We start from the raw sequence: 19255 nt of genomic DNA, 5'->3' as shown, positions 1-19255 counted from the left end.
CCTTTTTCATTATCACTTAACAGTAAATCCAGTCCCGCCGCACGATCTCCAGCGCGCAGTGGCGGTAGTTGTTCATCAGCCCCACCCATTTCATGGGGTCTGTCCGTTTCAGGTTTTCGTCCGTCCCGTCCTGCGCCGCCTGCGCCCGGATGAGCCGCTCCATATCCTCTTCCGCGCTCTCCGCGACCTCGTTGAGGTACTGGGTCAGCGTCCCTTTCACCACCATATCCTGATAGGATTCCGGGTCGTTCTTCATGAGATACCTCAGGTGCTCCTGCCCGAACGGCCCGTACTCCTTCGGCGTCTTGTCCGGGTATTTTTTCCCGTCCGTCCCTGTGTAGTAGGTGATCTCCTCCGTTTCGGCCTGCGCGGTCTGGCCCTGCATTCCTTCGGTCATTTTGCCCATCTCCTTCCGTAAGCTGCCGGTCTTTTTCCGTATCCTTATTATACACCCCCGCGCCCTGTCTCGCAATACGGTTTCGCGTTGTAAATCGAAAAAGTTTACACCCGTCCAAGTGTTTCATTGTCTGCTCGACAGACGATAATACAGTTTTAACGGACTGTTGGGTTACAGAACCCAAGCGGTGCAGGTCTGCTGTGGAAAGTCCGCCGGTTGGGATAAAGCGGACATAAGGCGCGGGGTCTATGCCGCACCGGCGCAGCACGCAGTAGGCGGCGGACGCCACTGCCGCACGGATAAAATCAAGGTCCTGCGTGATGCTGCCCGCGTCATGGAACGCCTGGTTCTGCGCCGCGATAAACAGGTTATCAGAAAAGCTGTCCAGTAAACGGGTATCTTCACCGGACTGCGCGGACAGGTTATCCAGTACGGCGTCCTGCGCGTCTGCGCGCATCTCCCAAATGTACGGCGGCGGAATGTTATCCCGCCGTGGGAGGGTATCTGAAATATCAAACAGGTACTGCACCTGTTCCTGCCCATCCGCACGGCGCTGCACGATACCGATGCCGGATGAATCGCGCGCTATCCTGCGCAGCGTGCGGTTGTTCCAAAACGGCAGGCCGGCGCAGGCGGTGGCGTCCGGCCGCTGGTTGAAGATCATGACCTGCGAGGGGAAATCGTACTTGTACAGCCTTGCCGCTGTGTCGAGGAACTGCATCCAGCTTTCCGGTGATTCGCGGAAACGGCGGACTGTCTGCTCCATTTGCTCTTTGAGCTGGTCTGGTGTGAATTTTGCCATATCAATTTTCCTTTCTGCCAGTTTCGCACTGGCGGCATATTAAAATAAAAACATACTGCGGACAATATGCTTTATTTTCAGATGGCGGTGCCGGAGGATAACAGTTCGCCCAGCCTGTGAACGCTTTCCCAAGCGCTTGGGCGCTGGATATTATTTTTGCGGGCGATTTCCGCAATGGATTTCCCGCGCAGGAAATAATCTATGAACCGTTCTTTCTGCGCTGGGGTCAGCCCGCCGCTGTGCAGCAGCAGGAGCGCCGCACGGACTGCGAGCCGGCGCTGTTCCCGCTGCAGCAGCGCTGTACACGGCTCAGGATCTGACGCCGGCAGCGCGGCGGCTACATCGTCAAAATCTGCATCGGTTTTCATGTAGCCGTAGCGATAATCTGTTTGATGTTGTTCAAAGAACATGCCGTCCGAGATTTCCTTGATCTGCCGGAAGTCCTCTGCGGTGTATTCCGGGTTTTCACGCAGGTAGTCCTCCAGACGGACCACCTGTGTTGTGCCGTCTGCGAAGCAGTATACAATCCCGTCGCTTTCCCTGTTGACCGCCCATTCGTTTACTCTGCCCATGACGCTGCAACCTCCTTTTTTAGCACAAAAAAAGAGCATCCAGCCATTTGGATGCTCTTTGCGGGCGCGTCCCGTCGGGCGCTGCCCGTGGGCTTCCGCCCAGTATACAGATTATCACAGGCAGGGTGGACAAAGCGGACAAGTTGCAGGGAAAAAGAAAGTTTTTTTCGGCTTGCCGTTCATACCGGTATTGTTATCAGAAATATAATTAAACAGGTATAAATGAAGGATATTTTATTATTTTAAGACAAATTGCATCCTGCCTGAACCGCATACAGCCCTAATACCATTGCCCCTCTTTTCTACCACCCCCCGAAAACAGGCGTATGGTGTGTCAGGGGCGCGTGCGGGGCTGTGCAAACCGCAGATCCCGCGCCGGGACGGCGGCATTCCCCGGTTTTGGGCAGAAAAAAAGCACGGCCATAAGCCGTACTGCATAAACGCTGGTACGGCTGTCAGGTCGTGCTTGTATTTTTTTGTTCGGCTTCCGCAGCAAGACGCTGGCGGCGTACATCTTTGATCCGCTCCAGCCACTCCTGCTCCCAGTCGCTGAGCGGCTTGGCGCGCTGATTCCCCGCGGACGCGCGCTCCTGCATCCATTTCAATAGCACCGCGCGCAGATAGGCGGCAGGGTTGCCGGCGCGGGACAGGTCTATTTTCGTGCTGAGGAAGGACGCCATATCCGCATAGGTGCAGCCGGACGCCAGCGGCGCGCGCTCGGCAAGGGGAACGCTGCGTTTGCTGACCGTAAGTTCCGGCGCGTTTTCGATCTCCGCCAGCGCGCCCGCTGCCATACCTACAAGCCCAGCGTCATACTGCCATTCCAGACGGTCCGCGTCAATGCGCCGCCGCACGGCTTCTATTTCCGCTTGGGACGGCGCATACGGCGTTTTTGACGTCTTAGCAGGAATGGATGCAGCGGCATTGGAACCGCGCGTGTGCGCCGGCTGGGTGCAGGCGCGGCGCAGTGCGCGCAGCTTCTTCCCCGCATGACTTAAATACTCCGCAATCGTTTTTGCAGTGGATACCGTGCCGTCCGCATGATGGTTCGTAAGATACGGGGTTTCCTTGTCCGGTTCCGCCAGCAGCTCATACTGATAGGAAAAACCGTCCTCCGGCCCCGTGGGGTAGCGGTGCTGCTTGAGCAGGCCGCTGAGCTTCAGCGCGCGCCATACCGAGGAAAAGCGTTTCAGGCGTTCCGCGCAAAACGCGCGCACGCCCTCCGGGTTCAGGTGGAAATGCGGGATCTGTGTCAGATGTAAAACCACGCCGAAAAGCCCTTTGACTGCCAAAGGGATGGTTTTGCTGCGCAGCACGGCATTGGGGATACGGGTAAAATCGCGCATGGTATCGCCGGCGGGGTGGAAACGGCAGTCCCCGCCCGTGCGCCCGGACGGCGCGGCATACTGATATGCAGGGGAATCCTCCGGCATCTGCAGCAGGTCATATGTATGGACAAATGCGCCGCTGTTGCCAGTCTGGGAAAAGCGGTGCTTCAAATATCCGGCTTCCAGTAGGTCATGCCACGCTTTTTCCAGTGCATAGCGGCTTTCGCAGAACTGCACCAGCTGGGACTTGGAGAGCCGCCATCCCGGCATACCGCAGAACGACGATATGACAAGGTACAACCCCTTGGCTGCAAGGGACAGGCCTTTGCTGCGCAGGGCATAGCTGCACCCCATTGTAAATCCGGACATTTGAAGCACCTCTTTTCATATCGCTTTTGATGTGTCTTGCGGCAATGTTTTTAAGTATCGTTCCGCGATCTTGCGGACGCTGCTGGCGGTATTGTCCCCGCCGACCCGTGCGGCGATCTGACGCCACTGCAGATTATCTACATAGCGGTAAAGCAATATCTGCCGCAGCAGGGGGTCTTCTATCCCATTGATAAATGCGTTGAGCTTGGCATACTCCAGAATACTTTCGAGCACGCGGTCCATGATGACCCGTTTCAGTTCGTCTATAATGGATATGTACAGGCTGACATTATCCTGCAAAACGCCGATATGCGGCAGACCGGATATGGAAGAAGTGCGGCCGGAAACGGCGGATTCCAGTTCGTGCAGCCGCCGCAGGTCATGCTCCAGTTCACGGTTCAGGCTCCTCAGATGTTCCAATTCCTCTTTGCTCATGGTTACCTCTGTCATACAAGGGTATCCGTGTGTTCCATTGGAACACACGGATATGGGCGCGGCGGTCAGATGGGGGAACCCGTGTCATCGTCCGGAACCCCCTCGGGGATGCTGTACACAGCGGCTGGCGCAGGCTCCGCCGCAGGGGGCGCTGCCTGTGCGGTATGCAGTATGCTGATCACACAGTCCTCGCCCGGCCTGACAGACGCTGTGACCGAGCGCGCCGCAGGAGAGTAGTGCGCGGGGGCTGCAATCTCTGTGATGATGTACTCCCCGGCGGGCAGGCCAACGATATGCGCGCCGCTGTCCGTCCCCGAAATGTTGCGACGGACAGGCGTGCCGTCCGCGTGGTACAGGTCATAGGCTGCGCCGGACAAAAGCATACCGGTATCTGCATCCAGCGCCATAATCTGTACACTGCCGCGCGCGGCGTCCTCCTGCTTGTCCGCAGATTCGCGTTCCACCCGTTGGCGTCTGGTTTCCCCGAACTGGATCTGGTCGCACAGGACCTCAAATGCAATGTGGTTGCCGCCCTGATCGTCCGCCCATATACGGGAGGTAACCTGCCCGATCACGACAGCCAATGTGCCTTTGGAAAACCACTGGGATACAAACTTCGCTTTTTCACGCCATGCCACGCAGGGGATAAAGTCTGTTTTCTCTTCACCGGAGGTCTGCCGTGCGACCGCCAGCTTAAAAAAGCACATGGGGATATCCCCGTTGACATACCGCAGCTCCGGATCGCGGGTAAGGCGTCCCATAAGGACGGTGTTGTTGATGGAAATTGCGTTGCTCATGTGTGATCATCCTCCTATTGATTTTTTTGTGATGTTCGTGATATAGTTAGTGGCGCTGTTTCCAATTCTATATAAAGAATTGATTTCTGGTTTATTTCTGTCCGGCCGTTGCTACAGTGTAGCACCATCTTCCCATGACGGAATTCAACTATGTCCGCATTCATCAGAAAGAAGTCAATATCATCGTGAAAATAATTGGAGTAAAAACAGAATGACAGATTCGTCCGGTCTGAAAGATGGATGATAAGACGGTGAAGATAGGCTTTGCCGGTTGGGTCACAGGTTACAAAAATTTGGCGCTTTATATGGAAATAGCGCCCAAGCAAGCAGGATAACGACAAAGCGACAATAAAGATTGCTGCAAAATGTATTAGCATAAGGAGTTCGACTTCCATGTTCGAAGGAATATTAAAGCTGCTGCCCGCGATAAGAAAAGTAAATTTTTATGTATTTACCCTTCTATGGATAATCACTATATTAGTGGTATTACCGTTCTCGCCGATAAAATCAATACTTTCTGCCTACCCATTAGAATTTGTGACAGCCTCTCAATGGTTTATTAAATACGAAACTTTGCTGTTTCAGATAGCTAGTATATTCTTTTTGATATATTTTTTTGTTGTCTTGTTGTGCGTTATTGCTTGGCAACGTGAGAGAAGAGAAAAATACATACAACTTGATATGCTTTCAGATGGGATGATGCTGATTGGTCACTATTACATCATGATTATGGAGATATTGCATAGTTTGGGAATAACGCAATTTGGCATGCTTCGAAGCGTTTATGGCCTTGCTAATATGATTTCGCACAACTGGAGTATGATTTTTAGCATGCTCAGCTATTTTTTCTCGATTGTCACCTTGTTGGTTGCAATACTTGACTACTTTATTGACATCCGAGCACATAGCTGACAGGTGATGTCCTATAGTTCTGGGCTATCAATGACCTTTTGAGATCCGGAATGGGGAGAAGCGGGGGTATGTCCGGCAACATGCTGCAGGCGATCCTGCACCTCGGCTCGCTTGGCGTTATTGAACCGGTCCAGATCGCCAACCTGATAGCCGGTAATGCGCCGGATATGTTCAAACCCTACACTCTCACCAATTATCGGATCGTCTGAACCCTGATGTATTGTACGCCCGCCTGCTGTATCGTGATGGAAGCGCGCCATAAACTGATCCTCGTCCAGACGGCCGGCAGAGCCAGTAGCATCGCAATACTTCTGGTACAGGGCATAGTCCAAGCTAGGCGCAGTATCTGACACGACCAATTCCTGCACGAGATTCTGTTCCATGATGTTCTGGAACGCATAGAGGGCAGTGTCGGCCTCTTTCGGTTTAAAATGAAGCTCCACGCGGTCGCCAGACGGCTCAGTATAGGCGATAGCCGCAGCGTCCCCTGCTTTTAGTGTTATATTCGCCATTTTACCCCACCTTTCTTTTTCACTTCTCAACATGCTTCGCTTTGCGCGCGGCTCGTATCTCTGTCAGGACATATGAGCGGCGCGCCATTTCTATATGACGCCGGATGTGTTCCGGCTGTCCGCCTGTCTTTTCATCCAGCTTGACCGTCTGCTCCGCAGAACTGATCTCAAAATTAAACTGCATTTTATTACCTCCCTCCTTTATGGGTCTGCGTTACTGCGCATGGCCATGCGCCGGATTGGTGGGGGATACAGGCAAAGGCAAAAAGGGGGAAAGCGTCCGCCTGTGGTTTCCGACGCATGACCACGGGCAGTAAATGCCGTGGCCGTATGTGGTTGTGGTTCCGTCCGGCAGCGCTCAGTCATTGTCCGGTCCGGATAGCCGTTCCTGTGCCAGCCCGCAAAAAGCAGGGTTCAGTTCTATGCCAATATAGTGTCTCCCCAGCTGTTGGGCGGCTAAACCGGTAGTCCCGCTGCCGAAAAAGGGGTCAAGCACGATGCCGGCAGGGGGGCATCCTGCCACAATGCAGGTTTCTGCCAGTTTGGTAGGGAAAGCAGCAAAGTGCGCGCCCTTATAGGGGACTTTATTGATCTGCCATACGTCCCTGCGGTTCCGGGGCGTGGATGCTGCCGTAGGCTCCGCCACACTGTCCGCATCATAAAAGTAACGGCGGGATTTTGAGAACAAAAAAACGTGTTCATAGCATCTGGTGGGGCGGTCTTTCACACTTTCCGGCATGGGATTATTTTTCATCCAGATAATGTCCGAGCGCCAGTACCACCCGCCTTGCCGCAGTGCGAAGGCCAGCATCCACGGAATACCCATCAGGTCTTTCGGTTTGCAGCCGGACGGAAGCTGCGCTTTGTGCAGCACACCGGCTATTGTCCCGCGATTGGTACCCTGCTTGCCGCCTTGCCGGTGACTGCCGTCCGCGTCCCGCCCCTTCCCGCTTCCGGCATAGCTGTCTGCTATATTCAGCCACAGGGTGCCGTCTGCCCGCAGTATGCGCCTTACCTGACAGAACACCTCTGCCAGCCGGCTTATGTACTGCTCCGGCGTATTCTCCTGCCCGATTTGACCGTCCATGCCGTAATCACGCAGGCCGTAATACGGCGGGGATGTTACACAGCAATGTACGCTGCTGTCCGGCAGCTCCTTCAGGATTTTCAGGCTGTCACCGCACAGGATGGTATCAGGCAATAATTCCATATTGTATTTCTCTGTCAATTTGTATTCCCCTTTATATTTTTTACCGGATTACCCCAGCCGCTATTCACACTTCCTCTGCATTTTGAGCTATGTTTTATCGTCTGGGTTTTATAATCAAGTAATACCGTCTCCGTGTGCTATAAACCTTTAACTTACGATTAGCTTTTTGTAGCAGTGCAGTGTTGCCATGGCATCGTGCAAACTGTTATGCGCAGATCCCTGCCATGCATAGCCGAAATAATCAGCGCAAAATGTGAGTTTGTGATATCTGTTCCCGTCGCAAGGGTCATCATGCACAGCATAATAATCTGCAAAATCCTGCATTACGTCAAAAATCTGTATATTGGATGGATGAATACCCCAATTCCGGAGGAATCCAAGGTCAAAATCAGGATTGTATCCTATCAAAAGTGCTGTTTCAGAGAAAATTGTTTTGATGGTAGGTAATAATTCGTGAGGGTATGGGGCATTAGCTGCCATGTCAGGTGTAATGCCGTGAATTTTTTCTGCATCAGGCCATGTGCTGTGATAATACGGATGGACAAGCGTATCCAGCAGAATGTTGCTGTTATCGTCAATAATGCTGATCTGTAGGATCTCATCCGTAGGATTTAATCCGGTAGTTTCTGTATCGAGCACAATCACTTTGCTGCGGGCAGATACAGGCGGTACACAACGAGCTGCGATATCGGAAAGAAAGTTACGGACGAGCAAATGGTTGGCTTGAATCTGTGCATCCTTAATTTCCTGCGCCTGTTCCTGCTGCGCTTTTTCTAATTTCCTCTGATGGGCAGCTGCGCGTTGATCGCGTTGTCTGGCGCGGATCGGAGCAAAAAAATCCGTCAATTCCTCGTCAGTTCCATCGTGTACGTCGCTGGGGGCAAAGTAGATAAATGATCGTTGGCGATGTCCGTTGCTCCACATACGCATACCAACGGAATCGCTGTTAACGATTTTCCCGTCTTTGGCCCACTGCAGCTGTGTGCGATAATCAATGTGCGGGTAATTTGTCCGAGTTTCCATACGGCTTATCCTTTCTTGGGCAGATGTCCCCATAATATGAAATCAAATATGCTGTCCATTATGCGGTACTTATTTGATATGCTGCTCATGGTCATGCACCGGAGTGATTCGAGGATATAAGCATTGCGGGGGATGATTCACAAGACTTATGTCCCCGGCACATGACCACAAACAGCATGGTTTGTGGCGCTTTTTAACTTGACGGTTGTAAAATAATTTAACTCGTTGGCCTAAATACTACGACCATGGACGGAAACGGCGCGCTGTTTTTGCTGTTACCAAACTTCAGCCGTCCACGTAAAAACCGGACTTCAACACGGCCTTTTTGGTATATAAAATCGTGAAACCATCTTGTGTCAGTCCGGGCAGGCAACAGCATAACAACCGTTGCTCCCCTTGCTCCAGATGCTATCGATGCCGTAAGTATCCATTTCCCGATGTCCCTTCCATATGGAGGATTGCACCATACTACGCCATCCCACGGCTGAGACAGTCCATCATCATCTGGCGTATAAAACTTCTCACACTTTGCATTTCCCTGAACTGCGCATACATCAAGCGTAAAGTGGAATTCGCTGTTTAATTCATCAAATAAGTCCTGCGGGGTTTCCCACATATCAGTTCGGCTTGAAAACATAACATTGTTTTTCATTTGTTCACCTGTTTTATCACCATAGTTCCATCAAATGCGCTTCTCACTCCTCACATTGGCGATCATATTCTTCCGGCGTTATCAGGCGGCAGTCTGCCGGGGTGTAATACTGATCCAAAAAGGTCAGCCTAAGCACATCTTCAATCTTTATCTGCTGTAAAAACTTTTCGTACTCCGTGCCGGTTAATTCCTCGGCATCCTCATCGCCCAGCGTCACACAGACAACATTAGGACACGGCGCTCCGTGCTCATCCTCTCCAAGCCCCTGCACTTCAAGGCAAATACGAATCTTTTTCATGGATTGATTTCCTTATCTTTTTTTGATTTGTTAGCTTTGGCCTGTGCAATTCCCGCAGGGGTAGAGTGCGGCGGATAGCGGTACAAGGGTACTACAGCGTCTGCTTGGTATGTATGGCCATACGCATCTGTTACAAAAAAGCGGGGATATACAGATTCCATGTTAACAACCAAAAACCACTTGTGTTCTGCCTCGCTGTATACCGGCTCGCCGTCCATGCTTCTCAGGTCAAAAGCGGTCAATTCATGCGATGATAAGAGATCATCAATGGCATCCGCCAGAATTTTTGCGTATTGAGCAGCCACGGATGAATAATTTTGTTGTTTCGCCCACTCGTATGCTTTTTGTTGTTCTTTAGTTAACATCATTTAACATCATCTCATTCTTTCTTGTTATCACTCGCTTACTCATGCTTTTATCCCCATTAACTTACGCCATTGTTTATCCGCCGCTCGGGCTTCCGCCAATGCGGCGTCTTCTTCGTTCAAGACAATCATTGGGATGTCTTTAATCGGCTTTCCCTCATACTCCCGCAAAATATCTGCATACCGTCGGGTTGCATCCTGCTGCGTTTTCAGCAGCTGATGCGCCCTTTCGTTCTTCTGCTGCTCTTTATGATATTCGAGGTCGCACAGGGCGATATGTAGTACGCGCTCAGAAAGATTTAGCTGGCACATCCGCTTAATAAGCCATAGCAGGTCGGCTTTTGTGCAGTCAGTTAGTTTCATTCGTATCCACCATCCTTCCAGCTTGCTCAGTACGGGCTGGAACAGAATTTCTTTTCGGCATCCTCCAAAGAATTAAAATCCATGACGTCATGAAGCTGCTTCATAACGCGCCCTATATCTTGCAGGGAAAAGCCGCAGTCCTCCATCGCCATAATGACATAGCCACAGCAAGCGTTATTACTCCATTCGTCCGGCTTAAGACCGGGGAACGTCTTTGAAAATTGCGGGACATCCGGCTGACCTGCTTGCGGCTGCGTGTTCCTCTGGAACACATCCGCAGCGGCGGTCTGCGTGTTCGGCTGGAACACATCTTCAGCGGCTGGTTGCGTGTTCCGATGGAACACATCTTCGGCAGCGGTCTGCGTGTTCGACTGGAACACATCTTCAGCGGTGGGCTGTGTGTTCGGCTGGAACACATCTTCGGCGGCAGGCTGCGTGTTCCGATGGAACACATCTTCAGCGGCGGTCTGTGTGTTCGGCTGGAACACATCCGCAGCGACGGCCTGCGTGTTCCAATGGGACACATCGAATTGCGCCGGCCCATTTGGCAATTTGCCATGGTTAAGATAAAATTCATAGCCTGCCTGCTGCCGGTCTGCCGGCAGCGCGCTGAGTTCGTAAGCGATGGAAACGGGCAGCTCGTCAGCTTTGATTTCTTCCAGCAACGCAGGTATGAGGTTGTTGAGGATGGAATCGTATTTAGCGATGCGGCTGCTGCTCACATGCAGGCTCTTTGCAACGATTTCCCGCACACGGCCGGAAAGCCCTTGCTGTTCTTTGGCTTTCTTCGCAATTTCACGCATTTGCCGGACTTCCTCCAGCTTGTCCCATGCGGTTTTCTCGCGCTGGCTGTTCGCCGCGATGAGCAGCACCTGTTCCTGCGTATCGCGCCCCTCACCGTCAATGTGCTCCACCGCGCAGGGTAAAAACTCGTATTCTTCCTTGCCCTCGGCAAGCAGCAGCCCAATCGCGGCATGGCGGCGGTGGCCGGACAGGATTTTATATTTGCCGTTCGTGAGCGGCGTCACCACAAGGTTGCTCAGGATACGCCCTGCAAGTTCGATTGCAGCCTTTAACTCCTCCAACTCCTTCATCGAGTAGAAATTCTCCTCGTTCGGCTGCAGGTCATAGTAGCTGATCCGCCGGATCTCCGCCTGTTTCTTCGGGGCGGAAGACAGGGAAGTGGGGTCCAGACAGTTTGTAATGGAGAATGACATCATGCGCTCAGCCCCTTTCTTCCGCGTCGAGATATTCGTCTACAAAATCCATATAGTCATGTGCAGCGCCGCTGCGGCGGCTGTATTCTACGATGGGCCTACCCTCAAACGAGCTTTCCACGACTTTCCCGCTGTAACGGATATGGGTGGTGAATACAGGGCAGTTCAGGTTGCGCCGCAGCCATTCCTCGCCCTGCCGTTCGCCGTCTACGTGCTGGAAGCAGGTGATCAGGCATCCGAGCAGATGCAGGCCGGGATTCAGTTCCTCGCGCGTCACATCAATTTGCTGCTTGAGTTCTTTTAAGCCGTCGAACGCATACGGGTCAATTTTCACAGGGATGATCACCTCATCCGATGCGACAAGGGCGTTGATAATACTGATGTTGATATCCGGCGCGTTGTCGATCAGGCAGTAATCATAACAATCGCATACACGGCGCAGGGCGGTGCGCAGACGGGTCTGCTGGGGGCGGCTGCTGTCCATCATCACCTGCATATTGGCGTTTAAGAGCATCATGTTTGCAGGTATCACATCGATGCGCGCATAGCGCGTGTGCCGGATCACGCCCGCAAGGTCTACGCTCCGGTCCAGCATGATATCTGCGATGCTTTTATGGTCATAGCTGTGTACGCTGAATGCCTTGCTGGTGTTTCCCTGCTTGTCATTATCAATGACCAGCACCCGCTTACCGTATGTCTCGGACAGGATGTGCGCCATGCTGATGGTGGTGAGCGTCTTTGCGACGCCGCCTTTCAGGTTAATGATAGATATGGTTTTCATTTTGATTATCCCCTTTGAAAATGTCTTTGGTTGACGCCAACACTGCGGCATATCCTCCACCATGCCGCGGGCCTGCGATGCTTCATGTGGCTTTAGTCATCCCGGGCAGATGCCCCGCCCATGTCATCGCCCGTGCAGATGCTGGGCGGGGCGGACGCTATGCGCATCATCTGCTCCCGGTGCGCCTGCCTTCCGTGGCTATTGCTGCATCGCTCCGCAAGCTCCGGATCGTAGACCGGCCTGCCGCCCGGGTAGATCTGCCCGTTGTAGCCTTTGCACAGCTCGTTCCTGATGGTGTTTACATTCAGCTTCAGGTGTTCGCTAATGTCTTTTTTGCTTGCGCCGGTACGCCACATTTCGTAGATGGTTTTTCGCATTTCATGCGTCACTTTTGCCATCCTTAACCGCTCCTTTCCGTTCTGTTTTTCGAGGGGCCACGCTGGTATTCCTTCATTTTTACGGCAAAAAATAAAGTTACCAGAGTGCTGTCCTCTTGGTAACTTTAATTATAAAATTTTCGCTTCGATGTTCACTTTGGAAGAAACGTTGACTTTTGGTCATCTATGTGGTATGCTATGAAAAAGTTGTAGCAAGAGGCGAGGATGCTTTTTTAAAAGCATCCTCGCCTTTTTGTTTTGCAGGAACAGGAGGGAAAACCATGCGAAAGCCTGCTTGGCTTGCGGTGCGCCGCTGGAACAGTCACGGTATTCTGGCGTTCTCTTTTTTGTCATTTCTGGTGGTGCTGTGCATCATTCTGGGTAGCAACCGATATATGAATGATTGTGTGCAGAGGGAGGCACAGGCTAAGGATGAACGCGCGGCGCTGGCGGCCCTGGGGCAAGAGCTTGCTGACGCATCGGATTATCTGACAGACGAAGTGCGCAAATATGCGATTACGGGTGAGATCGAACATCTGAAAAACTATTGGGATGAGGTCTGTGTCGCACGGCGGCGGGATACGGTCATCCACACGCTGGAGGGATTTGCGCTGCCGGAGGAGGAATCCAAGTTGCTCGCGCAGGCCAAGCGCAACTCGGATTTGCTAATCGATACGGAGACACGTGCAATGAAGCTGGTGCTGCTTGCGCAGGGACAGCCCGCAGACGCGGACAAAACGGTGCGCACCTATTTGGAACGGGTGCAGGCATTCCCACTCGAACCGTTAGACACAGCAGATGCAGACTTTCAGAAAACCGCACGCAGCCTCCTATATGATGCGGCGTATGAGCGGGCCAAAAGCGAGATTATGACACCGATCAAGCAGTTCCAGCAGCGCACAGCCGAGCGGCTGGCGCGCGAAGGCGCGCTGGCGACTGGGGGACGGATCGCGGCATCGCGGCTGCAAATCGGCTGTCTGGCCTTTTCTCTGCTGCTGATTGCCGGGCTGCTCTGGCTGCTCGCGCGACTGTACATTCTGCCGCTGACGAACTATACCGCTGCGCTGTCGGATACGTCACAGGATGGCATGCTGGTGCGCGTTACTCCCTGCGGTGCGGCCGAACCGTATCGCTTTGGCAGAATGTTCAACCGCCTGTGTGCCGCGCTCGAGCGGGAGCTGGAAAACCGCCGTCAGGCCGAGGCTGTGATGCGTCAGGCGAGGGACGAAGCGGATAAGGCCAGCCGAGCCAAAAGCGAGTTTCTCGCGCAAATGAGCCATGAGTTGCGCACGCCACTGGGCACAGTGACAGGATATCTCTATCTGCTGGAGCAAACGCCAATCGACGACCAGCAGCGCCGATACTGCCGTAGCATGCACGCGGCGGCGGACACCTTGCTGGGACTCATCAGCAACATACTGGATTTTTCCAAGATCGAGGCGGGCGCGGTGACATTTGAGCAGACCGCGTTTGCGCCGGCAGAGTTGCTGCGCGAGGTGCGGGATATGCTGGAAAACGGTGCGACGCAAAAGGGGCTGTATTTCCGCTTGCAGGCGGATCATTTGCCGGAGCAGGTGCGCGGCGATCCGATGCGGCTGCGGCAAGTGTTGATCAATCTGGCGGGCAATGCAGTGAAATTTACTGAGCGCGGGGGTGTCATACTGTCTGCGCAATGCGAGCGGCAAGACGAAAACGGCTGTACACTGCGGTTTGCGGTGACAGATACGGGCATTGGTGTCAAGCCGGCGGATCAGTCGCGTATTTTTGAACCGTTTGAGCAGGCCAACGCAGGGACTTCGCGCCGGTATGGCGGCACCGGATTGGGGCTGGGTATCGCGCGCCGCATTGTGCAAGCGGCCAGCGACGGCGCATATGCGCTCGAACTGGAAAGCGAACCGGGGCACGGCGCGGAATTTTCTTTCCGCATGGATTTCCGCGCGGCCAAGGCGCAGGCGTGTGCGCAGGAATGGATGCACGCGCGCGCCATGCCAACGGGCAAAACCGTGCTGCTGGTCGATGATAACGAAATCAACCTGACTATGGAACGGGAACTGCTGGAGAGTTTTGGCCTACATGTCGATACTGCCGCGAGCGGGTGGGAAGCGCTCCAAAAAACAAATGCGCAAAGGTATGGCATCGTACTGCTCGACATCCGTATGCCGGATATGGACGGCTATGAACTGGCGCGTACCATCCGCGGCATCGCAGCCTATCGCACGGTGCCGTTGCTGGCGCTGACGGCAGATGCGGTCGACGGTGTGCGCGAAAAAGCGCTTGCCGCGGGTATGAATGACTATGTGACCAAACCACTGCGTCCTGAAGCACTGCAAGGATTGTTGCAACGCTATTTCCGGCTGGCGGTAGACGCACCGGAAGTGTTAGCTGTACCGGGCGGCAGCCTGTTCCATTGGGAGCACGCGTTGCGCACCTTGGGCGGCGATCAAGCGCAGCTGGAAGCGCTGTGCGCGCGCTTTGTGCGTGTGCACGGTAAAGAAGCGGAGTATGTGCGCATCCATCTGCGCGACGGGCATCCGGCTAACGCGCGCGCCATTTTGCATGATCTGGTTGGTCTGGCGGGCAACCTGTGCTGCGATCCTCTCATGGAGGTGAGCCGCGCGCTGCTGGATGAGCTGCATCACGGCAGCATGGACTCGCTGGAGCGCTTTACCGATTTGTTTGACCGCACGATCGAGGCGCTGCGCCGGTATGCTGCCCCGGACGTGCGCAAGGAAGGTGCAGCCAGTCTGGAGCAGGTGCTTTGCCGCCTGCATGATTTGTGCATGGATTATGACCTTGCGGCGGCAGACTGGTTTGAAGCCCATCGGGAAACGCTGCGCGCTGCGCTGCCGTACGAGCAATTTGTCCAGCTGGTAGCGGCAATCGAGCGATATGATTTTGAACAAGCAGCGGCACTGTCCGCCGATGCAAAAGGGGGCAACGGAAATGTATCGGATTCTGTTGGTTGAGGATGACGCGACGCTACGGTATATGTATGCCCGTATGCACGCATGGCAGGCACAGGGCTTCTGCTTAGCGGCTGAAGCTGCAAACGGTAAGGAGGCGCTGGAAAAGCTGTCGGAAGAGTGCTTTGATCTGATTGTGACCGATATTCGTATGCCGTTTGTCGATGGGCTGGAGTTGCTGCGTGCGCTGCGGCAGCGTGAGAACCACACGCCGGTTATCTTAATCAGCTCCTATGGGGAGTTTGAGTACGCACGCGAAGGACTGGTGCTCGGTGCATTCGATTATATCGTAAAACCCTTTCAAGAGAGCGCGATAGACGCGGTGCTGGCGCGCGTGGCGGCATATCTTTCCTCGCGCGGGACAGAGGACAGTCACTTCGCGCTGGTGCGCGAGGCGTTCAGTCATGCGGGTGTCGCCATCGGGGAGGACAGCTTCACGCATACACTGGTCGCCTTTCTTGCCGCGCATCTCAATGAGGTGGTCACGATGGAACAGGCAGCCGCGCATTTAGGCCTGAGCAAAGACTACTTCGGAAAGACCTGCAAAGCGCACACCGGCATAACATTCGGTACGCTATACAACTATGTGCGCGTTGAGAACGCCAAGTGCCTGCTGCGGGACAGCACCTGTCTGGCCGGCGAGATCAGCGAGCTGCTTGGCTTTGCTTCACCGGACTATTTTGCGCGTATCTTCAAATCGTTGACCGGACAGACACCCAGCCAGTACCGTGCGGAAAACCGCTGATTTTTCATGGGTAACCGCTGCTTTTTTCGGTGTTCTGCGGTTTGCTTTGGGATTATAATGAAAGCAGAAAACGGAACAACAGAAAGGGTGGTGAAAACGTGGAAAACTATGTCATCACGATCGCGCGTGGCTATGGCTCGGGCGGAAAACAGATCGGCGAGCTGGTTTCCGCACAGCTTGGCATCCCTTGCTATGAAAGCCAGATCCCGGTGATGGCCTCTGAATGTAGTGGAATCAGTCAGGAAAAGTTCGTACAGGTGGATGAACGCCTGCGGCGTCCCAAGCTGCTGCGCGCGCTGCAGAAAGCGCCTGATATCGACCGGACTTACGGCCCGAACGATCGCAAGTTCGTCTCGGACGACAACCTGTTTCACATTCAGGCGTGGATCATTCAGGAACTGGCGCGTGCGCGATCTTGTATCATCATCGGCAAATGCGCCAACTACCTGCTTCGCGACCGACGCAATGTGCTCAGCGCCTATGTGGAAGCACCGCGCGGCGTATGCGTGGATACGGTGATGAGCAAGTTGGGCGTCACGGAGGCGCAGGCGCATCGTCTGATCTCCAAAACCGACCAGTATCGGGCAGACTATTACCGTTACTATACGCGGGGGGAGGATTGGACCAATCCCACGCTGTACGACCTGACGGTGAACACCGGACGGCTGTCTTATGCGGATGCTGCCCGCCTGATCATACAGGCTGCTCGCATCAAATTGGGGGACGATGTCCTGTACTAACCATAAAACCAGAACGATTCGGCAATGGGGTCGATCCAACACAGCAGAGGACTGTGCGGATCGGCTTTTTTTATTGTCACTGTGAAAAGGAGAACCAAGCTATGAGATATTCCCTGATTCGTAGACTTACCGCCGCGGCTGCCGCCGCCGCGCTGCTCGCCGGACTGACCGCCTGCGGCGGATCGCCCACCTCATCCACAGCGGAGGGCGGAGATACCGTGACCGTCGGTTTGCTGCACTCCCTGACCGGCTCAATGGCAATTTCTGAGACCTCGGTGCGCGACGCCGAGCTGCTCGCCATCAGTGAGATCAATGACGCGGGCGGTGTCAACGGTGCACAGATTGAGTACATTGAGGAGGACGGCGCTTCCGAGCCATCCACGTTTGCCACCAAGGCGGAAAAGCTGATCGACAGCGATGGCGTAAGCGCCATCTTCGGCTGCTGGACATCCTCTTCCCGCAAGGCGGTAAAGCCGATTGTGGAGGATTACAACGCGCTTTTGTGGTATCCGGTGCAGTATGAGGGTATGGAATCCTCCCCGAATATTGTGTACACAGGCGCTGCGCCCAATCAGCAGATTGTGCCTGCAATCGAGTATCTGCTGGATCAGGGGTATAAAAACTTCTTCCTACTCGGCTCAGACTATGTATTTCCGCGCACAGCGAACATGATTATCACCGCACAGGTGGAAGCTGCGGGTGCCAAGGTGGTCGGTGAAGAATATGCCGATATGGATCAGACCGATTTCGCCGCCATCATCGCAAAGATCGAAGCTGCCCAGCCGGACATCATCATCAACACGCTCAACGGCACCGGCAACGTGTCCTTCTTTAAGCAGATGAGTGAGAAAAACTATACGGCGGAAACCTATCCTACCATGTCCTTCTCCATCGCCGAGGAAGAGGTCGCGACCATCGGCGCGGACATCCTGAAGGGTCACATGGTTTCGTGGAACTATTATCAGACGACCGATACCGAGGAAAACAAGAGGTTTGTAGAAGCCTACAAGGCCATGTTTGGCGAGGATCGTGTGACCAGCGACCCGGCCGAGGCGGCATATGACGCGGTTTATCTGTGGAAAGCCGCTTGCGAGAAGGCGGGCAGCTTTGACGTGGACAGCGTGCTGGAAGCCATCCGTATGGGCGAAATTTCCTTTGACGCGCCCGAAGGCACCGTGACCATCAACGGTGAAAACCAGCATCTGGCCAAGCCGGTGCGCATTGGTCAGGTCGGTGAGGACGGCCTGATCTACGAGATTTACTCGACCGATGGGCCGGTTGATCCGGACCCGTATCTGACCAGCTATGACTGGGCGGTTGCAGCAGGCATCCAGCCGCTGGAGGAATAACCGGCCAGGATTCCAAAAGCGTGGGCGGCGGGGTGGCCGCCCGCGCTGGAATCCGGAAATGGCGGCAGAACCCGGACGGTTGTGCGGCCATTTGGGGATTCGAGCACGCAGAACAAGGAGGGAAACCATGCAGGAATTTGTTACAACGCTGTTTAATGGGCTGAGCCTCGGCTCGATTATTTTGCTGACCTCGCTCGGCCTTGCGATTACCTTCGGCCTGATGCGCGTCATCAACATGGCGCATGGGGAATTTGTGATGATTGGCGCCTATATGACCTATGTCACGCAGGAGATATTCGCCGCTTTCTTGCCGGCGGGGGCACAGGACTTGTATTACATCGTGGCGCTGCCGCTGGCGTTCGCGGTCACGTTTTTGCTGGGCGCGGTGCTCGAGCGGGTGGTCGTCTCTCGTCTGTACGGACGCGAGATTGACTCGCTGCTGGCCACATGGGGCATCAGCCTGATTTTGCAGCAGGCCGCGCGTTCGATTTTCGGCGCGCAGGGTGTGAATGTCAATGCCCCAGCTTTTTTATCCGGTGGTTTGACCATTGCCGGCTGCACCTTTTCGTATAACCGTCTGTTCATTCTGGGCTTGGTGCTGGCGTGCCTTGCGGGCGTCGGCGTGCTGATGTACCGCACGGCTTTCGGCCGACAGGTGCGCGCAGTCATGCAGAACCGTCCGATGGCGCAGTGCATGGGCATCAACTCCCGCCGCGTGGACTGCCTGACATTCTCGCTCGGCTCGGGCCTTGCAGGACTTGCAGGCTGCTCCATCGCGCTGCTCGGTTCTATCGATGCCACAGTAGGCCAGAGCTACATCGTCAACTCGTTTATGGCCGTGGTTCTGGGCGGTGTCGGCCGTCTGCTGGGCACCGTGGTTGGTTCGACCGCGATCGGCGCGTCGAGCATCTTTGCAGAAAACTACACCTCCGCAACGATTGCAAAAGCAATTGTGCTGCTATTGGTGATTGTATTCCTGCAAAAGCGTCCTCAGGGCTTGTTCACGATTCGCAGCCGCAGTCTGGATGACTGAGGGGAGGTATATCCA

The 19255-nt window shown here is 54.3% G+C and carries 23 protein-coding genes; 7 read left to right on the top strand and 16 right to left on the bottom strand.

Going from position 1 to position 19255, the window contains the following annotated elements; translation table 11 throughout:
• Positions 1-16: 16 nt before the first annotated feature.
• Entirely contained in the window at positions 17-397 is a 381-nt protein-coding gene (locus ACTQ3V_RS02870; protein ID WP_441466171.1) for a TnpV protein, read from the bottom strand.
• 166 nt (positions 398-563) lie between these two features.
• On the opposite strand from ACTQ3V_RS02870, the gene ACTQ3V_RS02865 reads away from it, so the two are divergent.
• Positions 564-788, top strand: a complete 225-nt coding sequence (locus tag ACTQ3V_RS02865; RefSeq protein WP_441466170.1) for a hypothetical protein — start codon at positions 564-566, stop codon at positions 786-788.
• A 488-nt stretch (positions 789-1276) separates the two neighbouring features.
• On the opposite strand, the gene ACTQ3V_RS02860 is transcribed toward ACTQ3V_RS02865, so the two are convergent.
• The 4 genes from ACTQ3V_RS02860 to ssb form a co-directional block, all read right to left on the bottom strand.
• Positions 1277-1771, bottom strand: coding sequence for a hypothetical protein (locus ACTQ3V_RS02860; protein WP_441363790.1), 495 nt, complete (start codon positions 1769-1771; stop codon positions 1277-1279).
• A gap of 455 nt (positions 1772-2226) precedes the next feature.
• Complete coding sequence (locus tag ACTQ3V_RS02855; RefSeq protein WP_441363791.1) at positions 2227-3468, bottom strand: hypothetical protein; 1242 nt, start codon at positions 3466-3468, stop codon at positions 2227-2229.
• A gap of 15 nt (positions 3469-3483) precedes the next feature.
• The gene (locus ACTQ3V_RS02850) at positions 3484-3918 is read right to left on the bottom strand and encodes a hypothetical protein (RefSeq protein ID WP_441363792.1); all 435 of its coding nucleotides are present in this window, start codon (positions 3916-3918) and stop codon (positions 3484-3486) included.
• Positions 3919-3968: 50 nt separating this feature from the next.
• Positions 3969-4700, bottom strand: coding sequence for a single-stranded DNA-binding protein (gene ssb / locus ACTQ3V_RS02845; protein WP_441363793.1), 732 nt, complete (start codon positions 4698-4700; stop codon positions 3969-3971).
• 393 nt (positions 4701-5093) lie between these two features.
• Between ssb and ACTQ3V_RS02840 the strand changes: the two genes are divergently transcribed.
• A complete protein-coding gene (locus ACTQ3V_RS02840; RefSeq protein WP_441363794.1) occupies positions 5094-5612 on the top strand; it encodes a hypothetical protein in 519 nt (172 codons plus the stop codon).
• A gap of 11 nt (positions 5613-5623) precedes the next feature.
• Here ACTQ3V_RS02840 and ACTQ3V_RS02835 read toward each other — a convergent pair whose 3' ends face one another.
• From ACTQ3V_RS02835 to ACTQ3V_RS02785, 11 genes are all read right to left on the bottom strand, one after another.
• A complete protein-coding gene (locus tag ACTQ3V_RS02835; protein ID WP_441466169.1) occupies positions 5624-6124 on the bottom strand; it encodes a hypothetical protein in 501 nt (166 codons plus the stop codon).
• Positions 6125-6143: 19 nt separating this feature from the next.
• A complete protein-coding gene (locus ACTQ3V_RS02830) occupies positions 6144-6308 on the bottom strand; it encodes a hypothetical protein (protein ID WP_441363796.1) in 165 nt (54 codons plus the stop codon).
• A gap of 174 nt (positions 6309-6482) precedes the next feature.
• Entirely contained in the window at positions 6483-7334 is an 852-nt protein-coding gene (locus ACTQ3V_RS02825; RefSeq protein ID WP_441363832.1) for a DNA-methyltransferase, read from the bottom strand.
• Positions 7335-7481: 147 nt separating this feature from the next.
• The gene (locus ACTQ3V_RS02820; RefSeq protein ID WP_441466168.1) at positions 7482-8357 is read right to left on the bottom strand and encodes a 3'-5' exonuclease; all 876 of its coding nucleotides are present in this window, start codon (positions 8355-8357) and stop codon (positions 7482-7484) included.
• A 217-nt stretch (positions 8358-8574) separates the two neighbouring features.
• Positions 8575-9009 (bottom strand): DNA N-6-adenine-methyltransferase, encoded by a 435-nt coding sequence (locus ACTQ3V_RS02815; RefSeq protein ID WP_441466167.1) that lies wholly within the window; start codon positions 9007-9009, stop codon positions 8575-8577.
• A 43-nt stretch (positions 9010-9052) separates the two neighbouring features.
• Positions 9053-9307, bottom strand: coding sequence for a hypothetical protein (locus tag ACTQ3V_RS02810; RefSeq protein ID WP_441466166.1), 255 nt, complete (start codon positions 9305-9307; stop codon positions 9053-9055).
• Positions 9304-9675, bottom strand: a complete 372-nt coding sequence (locus ACTQ3V_RS02805) for a hypothetical protein (RefSeq protein WP_441466165.1) — start codon at positions 9673-9675, stop codon at positions 9304-9306. The genes ACTQ3V_RS02810 and ACTQ3V_RS02805 overlap by 4 nt, the downstream gene beginning before the upstream one ends.
• A 39-nt stretch (positions 9676-9714) precedes the next feature.
• The gene (locus tag ACTQ3V_RS02800; protein ID WP_441466164.1) at positions 9715-10035 is read right to left on the bottom strand and encodes a hypothetical protein; all 321 of its coding nucleotides are present in this window, start codon (positions 10033-10035) and stop codon (positions 9715-9717) included.
• Positions 10036-10061: 26 nt separating this feature from the next.
• The gene (locus ACTQ3V_RS02795) at positions 10062-11255 is read right to left on the bottom strand and encodes a ParB/RepB/Spo0J family partition protein (protein WP_441466163.1); all 1194 of its coding nucleotides are present in this window, start codon (positions 11253-11255) and stop codon (positions 10062-10064) included.
• 4 nt (positions 11256-11259) lie between these two features.
• The gene (locus ACTQ3V_RS02790; protein ID WP_441466162.1) at positions 11260-12033 is read right to left on the bottom strand and encodes a ParA family protein; all 774 of its coding nucleotides are present in this window, start codon (positions 12031-12033) and stop codon (positions 11260-11262) included.
• Between the two features lie 92 nt (positions 12034-12125).
• The gene (locus ACTQ3V_RS02785; protein ID WP_295951915.1) at positions 12126-12431 is read right to left on the bottom strand and encodes a hypothetical protein; all 306 of its coding nucleotides are present in this window, start codon (positions 12429-12431) and stop codon (positions 12126-12128) included.
• Positions 12432-12691: 260 nt separating this feature from the next.
• On the opposite strand from ACTQ3V_RS02785, the gene ACTQ3V_RS02780 reads away from it, so the two are divergent.
• The 5 genes from ACTQ3V_RS02780 (at position 12692) to urtB (ending at position 19240) form a co-directional block, all read left to right on the top strand.
• Positions 12692-15376: a hybrid sensor histidine kinase/response regulator gene (locus ACTQ3V_RS02780; RefSeq protein WP_441466161.1), complete on the top strand. Its 2685-nt coding sequence runs from the start codon at positions 12692-12694 to the stop codon at positions 15374-15376.
• Complete coding sequence (locus ACTQ3V_RS02775) at positions 15354-16118, top strand: response regulator transcription factor (protein ID WP_441466160.1); 765 nt, start codon at positions 15354-15356, stop codon at positions 16116-16118. The genes ACTQ3V_RS02780 and ACTQ3V_RS02775 overlap by 23 nt, the downstream gene beginning before the upstream one ends.
• 98 nt (positions 16119-16216) lie before the next feature.
• Complete coding sequence (locus ACTQ3V_RS02770; protein WP_441466159.1) at positions 16217-16858, top strand: cytidylate kinase-like family protein; 642 nt, start codon at positions 16217-16219, stop codon at positions 16856-16858.
• A 101-nt stretch (positions 16859-16959) separates the two neighbouring features.
• Positions 16960-18207 (top strand): urea ABC transporter substrate-binding protein, encoded by a 1248-nt coding sequence (urtA, locus tag ACTQ3V_RS02765; RefSeq protein ID WP_441466158.1) that lies wholly within the window; start codon positions 16960-16962, stop codon positions 18205-18207.
• Positions 18208-18334: 127 nt separating this feature from the next.
• Positions 18335-19240, top strand: coding sequence for an urea ABC transporter permease subunit UrtB (gene urtB, locus ACTQ3V_RS02760; protein WP_441466157.1), 906 nt, complete (start codon positions 18335-18337; stop codon positions 19238-19240).
• Positions 19241-19255 lie beyond the last annotated feature (15 nt).

It is taken from the genome of Candidatus Agathobaculum pullicola (assembly GCF_052117205.1).
In the GTDB taxonomy this organism is placed as follows: Bacteria; Bacillota; Clostridia; order Oscillospirales; family Butyricicoccaceae; genus Agathobaculum; species Agathobaculum pullicola.
The sequence above is the reverse complement of the archived record's forward strand: the minus strand, read 5'-3'. Positions and strand labels throughout refer to the sequence as shown.